Consider the following 6,436-nt stretch of genomic DNA (forward strand, 5'->3'; position numbering starts at 1 on the left):
CGATGGCCAATGTGACGCGCTGGGTCCGCTTCCGCCACCATGCCGAAATCGGCTTCGGGCAACTCACCCCGTCCGGCATCTCCGTGAACACGGGCGAGATGTTCGGCGAGACGCGACCGACCGGACAGACGCTGGCGCTTGACGATGTCGAGCTGCTCGCGCCCACCGAGCCGAGCAAGATCGTCGCGCTCTGGAATAATTTCCACGCGCTGGCGGCGAAGCTGAAATCACCTGAGCCGGCCGAACCGCTGTATTTGTTGAAAGCCCAAACCAGCGTGACCGCGCCTGGCGCCGTCATCACGCGTCCCCCCGGCTACGATGGCAAGACGACCTACGAAGGCGAGCTCGGCATCGTCATCGGCAAGAGCTGCACGGCCGTCACCCCCGAACAGGCCGACGGCTTCATCTTCGGTTATACCTGCACCAACGACGTCACCGCGGCCGACATCCTCAATCGCGACCCGACCTTCCCGCAATGGGCGCGGGCCAAGGGTTTTGACGGATATGGCCCGTTCGGTCCGGTGATTGCCTCGGGCGTCGACCCCGCACGCCTGGTGGTGCGCACCATCCTCAACGGCGTCGAGCGTCAGAACTACCCGATCGCGGACATGATCTTCAGCGCGCAGGCGCTGGTCAGCAAGATCTCGCACGACATGACGCTGTTGCCGGGCGACCTGATCTGCTGCGGGACATCGATCGGCGTCGGAGTGATGAAGGAGCCGGTCAATACCGTCACCGTCGCGATCGACGGAATCGGTGAGTTGACCAACGAATTTCGTCAGTAGGCAGCGTCAGGACGACAGCCCGACGCAGTCGGACCAACCGACCAACCTCTCTTGGGAGCGCACATGATCTCCAGCACGAAACCGGTATCGTCGCCCGGCGGCTTCCGCTGGTTCCAGCTCGCGATCGGCATCGTCTGCATGGCGATGATCGCCAACCTGCAATACGGTTGGACGCTGTTCGTCGATCCGATTGACGCGAAATATCACTGGGGTCGTCCGGCCATCCAGCTCGCCTTCACGATTTTCGTGATGACGGAGACATGGCTTGTGCCGGTCGAAGCCTGGTTCGTCGACAAATACGGCCCGCGCATCGTCATCACGTTCGGCGGGCTGATGATCGGATTGGCCTGGGTGCTGAACTCATACGCCTCTTCGCTCGTCATGCTCTATGCGGCGGCTATTGTCGCGGGCATCGGTGCCGGTGCCGTCTACGGCACGTGCGTGGGCAACGCGCTGAAATGGTTTCCGGACCGGCGCGGCCTCGCCGCAGGCGCGACCGCCGCGGGATTCGGCGCCGGCGCAGCCCTCACCGTCGTGCCGATCGCCAACATGATTGCCACGAGTGGCTACCAGAGCACCTTCCTGACGTTCGGTATCGGGCAAGGCCTGATCGTTCTCCTGCTGGCCTGGTTCGTCCGCCCGCCGCATGGCGTCGAGGCTCCCAGGAAGAAGCAGCTCAATCTGCCGCAGAGCGCAATCGACTACACGCCGCCGCAGGTCCTGCGCACGCCGATCTTCTGGGTCATGTACCTGGTGTTCGTCATGGTGGCTTCCGGCGGGTTGATGACCGCCGCGCAAATCGGGCCGATCGCCCACGACTTCAAGATCGCGGATACGCCGGTCACCTTGGCGGGCTTCCAGATGGCGGCGCTGACCTTTGCCATCTCGCTCGATCGTGTGTTCGACGGGTTCGGCCGTCCGTTCTTCGGCTGGGTCTCCGACACGATCGGCCGCGAGCACACGATGTTCATTGCGTTCGCGACTGCGGCACTGATGTTGCTGACGCTGTCGACCTACGGCCACATTCCGGTTGTCTTCGTGCTGGCCACGGCGGTCTATTTCGGCGTCTTCGGCGAAATCTACAGCCTGTTTCCAGCGACCTCGGGCGACACGTTCGGCGCCAAATACGCGACCACCAACAACGGCATGCTCTACACAGCGAAGGGCACCGCGGCGCTGCTCGTGCCGCTCGCGAGCATCATTTCCACGCAGCTCGGCTGGCAGGCCGTGTTCATCGTCGCGGTTGCGCTCAATGCCACCGCAGCCCTGACCGCCTTGCTGGTGATCAAGCCGATGCGGCGCGCCTTCATTCTCGGCAGTGAGACGACGGCAAAGGCCGCGATCGCGCCTGCACCTGGCCGGAGCGCGGCGATTGAACACTGATTGGACGGACCTGCGGGCGCGGACGGCGCTGCGGAAGATCTTCGATGCTGCCATCGCCGGCTGCGATCCGAGGCTGACCATCGCGCGCGCCCTGCCGGCAAAGCCGAAGGGCAGATGCATCGTCGTCGGCGCCGGCAAGGCTTCGGCGGCGATGGCCGCAGGCCTCGACGCGGCCTGGCCTGATGTCGACCTTTCAGGCGTCGTCGTGACGCGCCACGGTCATTCAGTTCCCGCGGGCCGCATCGAAGTGCTCGAGGCGTCTCACCCCGTGCCTGACGACACGAGCGAGACGGCCGCCCTTCGCATGCTCAGCGCCGTTCAGGGACTTTCAGCGGATGATCTCGTCATCGCCCTGATGTCCGGCGGAGGCTCGGCGCTGATGACGCTTCCTGCATCCCCGATGACCCTCGCCGACAAGCAGGCGGTCAACCGTGCCCTCCTTGCAAGCGGCGCAACGATTGCCGAGATGAACGTCGTCCGCAAACATCTGTCCGCGATCAAGGGTGGACGGCTGGCGCTCGCAGCCCACCCCGCCCACGTCGCGACGCTTGTGATCTCGGATATTCCCGGCGACGATCCCACAGCGATCGGCTCCGGTCCCTCGCTGCCGGACAGCAGCACAAAAGCCGATGCGCAGGAGATCGTGAGCCGGTTTGCAATCGACCTGCCGGACGCGGCGCGGCTTGTGCTTGCGCGAGCCGACGAGACCCCAAAACCCGGCGAGATCGACGCCGATGTCCGCATCCTTGCCGCACCGATCCACGCGCTCGACGCTGCGGCAAAGGTAGCGCGGGATGAAGGCCTGACCCCGATCATTCTTGGCGATGCGATCGAAGGCGAGGCACGCGAACTTGGAACCGTGATGGCGGGCATCGCCCGGTCGGTCGCGGGGCATGGGCAACCCGGCCCTGCCCCTGCCGTGCTACTCTCCGGCGGCGAGACGACGGTGACGATCGGACGCGGGCCGGCGGGCCGCGGCGGCCGCAACACCGAATTCCTGCTGGGGCTTGTCATCGCTTTGTCCGGTACATCCGATATCTGGGCGATTGCGGGAGACAGCGATGGTATAGATGGAACGGAAGATGCGGCTGGAGCTTTGATCAGTCCGGATACCCTGCGGCGCGCCGCCGCCAATCGCCTCGACGCGCGGGCCTATCTGGCAGCCCATGACAGCTACACGTTCTTCGACCGCCTTGGAGACCTCGTGCGCACCGGGCCAACGCTTACCAATGTCAACGATATCCGCGCCGTGCTGATTGCGGCCGGCAAGCCAGCCATGAGGTAACCCATGCGTCGTCATCGACGGGCCAAGATCGTCGCGACCGTCGGCCCCGCCAGCAGTTCCCCCGAGATGCTCAAGGCGCTGCTGCTGGCCGGCGTCGATACGTTCCGTCTCAACTTCAGCCACGGAACCCAGAGCGACCACGCAACCATCCACGCCGCGATCCGAAAGCTGGAACAGGAAGTCAACCGGCCGATCGGCATTCTGATGGACCTCCAGGGTCCGAAAATCCGCGTCGGCACCTTGCGCGATGGCAAGATTGTGGTGGCGTCCGGCGAGACCATCCGGTTCGTGCTGTCCGGATCGGAGGGCGAGCGAACGTCAATTCCGCTGCCGCATCGGGAAATCTTTGCCGCCGTTGCCCCCGGCCACGACCTTCTGATCGACGACGGCAGGGTCCGGGTTCGCGTCGCCGGCCTCGGCGACGATTTCATCGAAGCCAAGGTGATCGTCGGCGGCACGATCTCGAACCACAAGGGCGTCAATCTGCCGGGGACTGTGCTCGATCTGTCGCCGCTCACCGCCAAGGACCGCCTCGATCTGGAGTTCGGCCTGAACCTCGGCGTCGATTGGGTCGCCCTGTCGTTCGTGCAGAAGCCCTCCGATATCATCGAGGCGAGAAGTCTGGTCGGCGACCGCGCCGGTCTGATGGCCAAGATCGAGAAGCCGGCGGCGCTCGAGCGGATCGACGACATCATCCAGTTGTGCGACGCCATCATGGTGGCGCGGGGTGACCTCGGCGTCGAAATTCCGCATGAGGACGTGCCGGGGCGTCAGAAGGAGTTGGTGCGGGCGTGCCGTCTCGCGGTGAAGCCCGTGATCGTCGCCACGCAAATGCTGGACTCGATGGTCGCCGCGCCGACACCGACCCGTGCGGAAGTCTCCGACGTTGCGACCGCGATCTATGATGGCGCTGACGCAGTGATGCTGTCGGCGGAATCCGCGACGGGGCGATATCCGCGCGAGGCCGTCGAGATGATGGATCGCATCATCCGCAGCACGGAGCAGCACAAGATGTACCGCTCGATCGTCGAGGCGACCCAGCCCGGCGAAGAGCAAACGCCGCCGCATGCGGTTGCAACGGCCGCTGCCGACCTTGCCTCCGTGATTCACGCCGCGGCCATCGTGGCCTACACCTCGAGCGGCACCACGGCCGCACGCGTCGCGCGCAAGCGGCCGAGCCTGCCGATCCTCGCCATCACCCCGAGCCGCGAAGTGTCGCGGCGCCTGTGCCTGCTCTGGGGCGCGCACAGCGTTCTTTCCGATGACGTCGGGAGTTATGAGGAGATGGTGGAGCGCGCGACGGCTCTCGCGCATGCCGAGCAGTTTGCATCAAGCCGCGACCTGCTGGTCGTCGTCGCCGGCATTCCCTTTGGGCAGGCGGGAAGCACCAACAACCTGCGAGTCGTGTCGCTTCCCTGACTCACGGCATTGCGCCAAACCAGATCACGAGCGCGAATATCACCAACAAGGCGACGGTGATGATCGCTTCGCTCGTGGGCATACGCTTCATAGGCCGCCTCCGCGCGCGGGAGCAGGATACTGCGACGGGGCGGTGGTTCAGATCAGCACAACACCGCCCGCTTAAAATGCATGCGGACGGCGTCGGCTCTAGCCCCAGGAAGGAAATGCAAAATCCCGGTAGCCATTACGTCTACACAACTGGGCAAAAGGTTCACGTGACGATCGGCACCCTCCATGAGGGAAAAATGGCGACCGCAGGACCGCGAAGGACGCCGCTGACGCCCGCCCGTTGCTCTCCAATCCGGCTCCGACAAACGCTTTGTGGGGACCCGCAACAGGTCCCCACGATCATCCTATCTCAGCGATCTCTCCACATGCCTCACCGTTGCAGCCTCACGCATGCTGTGGCTGCGCCAGCTGGCTGACCTGCGTCGCCGGCGGATCGACAACCAGGGTCCCACCATGGCCGTCACTCGAGGTCGCGAATGTCGAGGCCATGTAGTTGCCCAGCAGCGCAATGCTCGCCGTGACGGTGCCATCCGTCACCGTGAGCGTTCCGCCCGATGCGTTTCCGCTGAAGCTCGGGGTGTGAACGTTCGCGAAACTGATGTTCGCGAAATCGATCGCATCCGAACCGGTCATCCCGGCGACCGTTCCGGCAAAGCTCGCGGAATTGTCCAGCTTGAGCGTCCCCGTCGAACCCTGGAACGCCACGGTGGCATTCGACGTTCCGGTCAATTCCAGGGTGCTGCCCGATGCGATGGTGGCATTGGTGCCGCTCTCGCCCGTCACGTTGAAGGGCTGCCAGGCTCCCCACGCAATGCCGTCATTGGCCCGGATCCAGAGTTGATCCGTACCCGAGCCGGCCTGATAGGTCGTCTGGGAAAGTTGCGCCGCAGTGATGTCGATCTCGGTATTGACGGGCTGCGATGTGCCGTTGACGCTCCAGTGCCCGTTCGAGTTGGAATCCCACAGCGCATATTTCGTGATGGTATCGCCGTCGGCGTCCGTGGCGCTGAACAGGCTTGATGCGGCGAACGTCTGCCCGGAGACCGTCACTACGTTCGAGGCCGAAACGACCGGAAGGTGGTCGGGCCCCGAGGTGGCCGTGAAGCTCTTCCAGGCGCTCCACATGCTGCCGTCATTGGCCTTCACCCAGAGCGTATCGGGCGTCGAGCCGGTCGGGCCGAACACGTAGCTCACCTGCGTCAGGTTCGCCGCCGAAACATCGATCTCGGCGTTGGTGGCCTGGACGACGCCGTTGATGGCCCAATGTCCGTTACCTTGCGTGTCCCACAACGCGTACTGGGTGATCGTGTCGTGCTCGGCATCGCTGACCGAGAACAGGCTCGAGGCGAGCGCCGACGTCTGCCCGTGAACCGCGGCCACGTTCGGTGCCGTCACCACCGGGGCCGTGTCGGGGCCCGGTGTTGCCGTAAAGCTCTGCCAGGCGCCCCACATGCTGCCGTCATTGGCCCTCACCCAGAGCGTATCGGGCGTCGAACCGCCGGGGCCGAACACG

General features: G+C 64.7%; 5 protein-coding genes. 4 read left to right on the forward strand and 1 reads right to left on the reverse strand.

What is annotated here, in order from left to right; all coding sequences use genetic code 11:
* Positions 1-2 precede the first annotated feature (2 nt).
* The 4 genes from BraRD5C2_RS01125 (at position 3) to pyk (ending at position 4,872) form a co-directional block, all read left to right on the forward strand.
* Positions 3-785 (forward strand): fumarylacetoacetate hydrolase family protein, encoded by a 783-nt coding sequence (locus tag BraRD5C2_RS01125; RefSeq protein ID WP_223966257.1) that lies wholly within the window; start codon positions 3-5, stop codon positions 783-785.
* Between the two features lie 63 nt (positions 786-848).
* Positions 849-2,168 carry an oxalate/formate MFS antiporter gene (oxlT, locus tag BraRD5C2_RS01130; protein WP_223966258.1) on the forward strand — a complete coding sequence of 440 codons (1,320 nt, stop codon included), beginning with the start codon at positions 849-851 and terminating at the stop codon, positions 2,166-2,168.
* A complete protein-coding gene (locus BraRD5C2_RS01135; RefSeq protein WP_223966259.1) occupies positions 2,158-3,453 on the forward strand; it encodes a glycerate kinase type-2 family protein in 1,296 nt (431 codons plus the stop codon). The genes oxlT and BraRD5C2_RS01135 overlap by 11 nt, the downstream gene beginning before the upstream one ends.
* Positions 3,454-3,456: 3 nt before the next feature.
* Positions 3,457-4,872, forward strand: coding sequence for a pyruvate kinase (gene pyk, locus BraRD5C2_RS01140; RefSeq protein ID WP_223966260.1), 1,416 nt, complete (start codon positions 3,457-3,459; stop codon positions 4,870-4,872).
* Positions 4,873-5,307: 435 nt separating this feature from the next.
* Here pyk and BraRD5C2_RS01145 read toward each other — a convergent pair.
* Positions 5,308-6,436 (reverse strand): hypothetical protein (locus BraRD5C2_RS01145; protein WP_223966261.1); only part of this gene is annotated, 1,129 nt, incomplete at its 5' end.

Origin of the sequence: Bradyrhizobium sp. RD5-C2, assembly GCF_019972155.1 — a bacterium.
Lineage (GTDB): Bacteria > Pseudomonadota > Alphaproteobacteria > Rhizobiales > Xanthobacteraceae > Bradyrhizobium.

Excerpts from the sequence above, each read along its gene's own strand:
- BraRD5C2_RS01125 (WP_223966257.1), top strand. The coding sequence starts at position 3 with ATGGCCAATGTGACGCGCTGGGTCCGCTTCCGCCACCATGCCGAAATC.
- oxlT (WP_223966258.1), top strand. The coding sequence starts at position 849 with ATGATCTCCAGCACGAAACCGGTATCGTCGCCCGGCGGCTTCCGCTGG.
- pyk (WP_223966260.1), top strand. The coding sequence starts at position 3,457 with ATGCGTCGTCATCGACGGGCCAAGATCGTCGCGACCGTCGGCCCCGCC.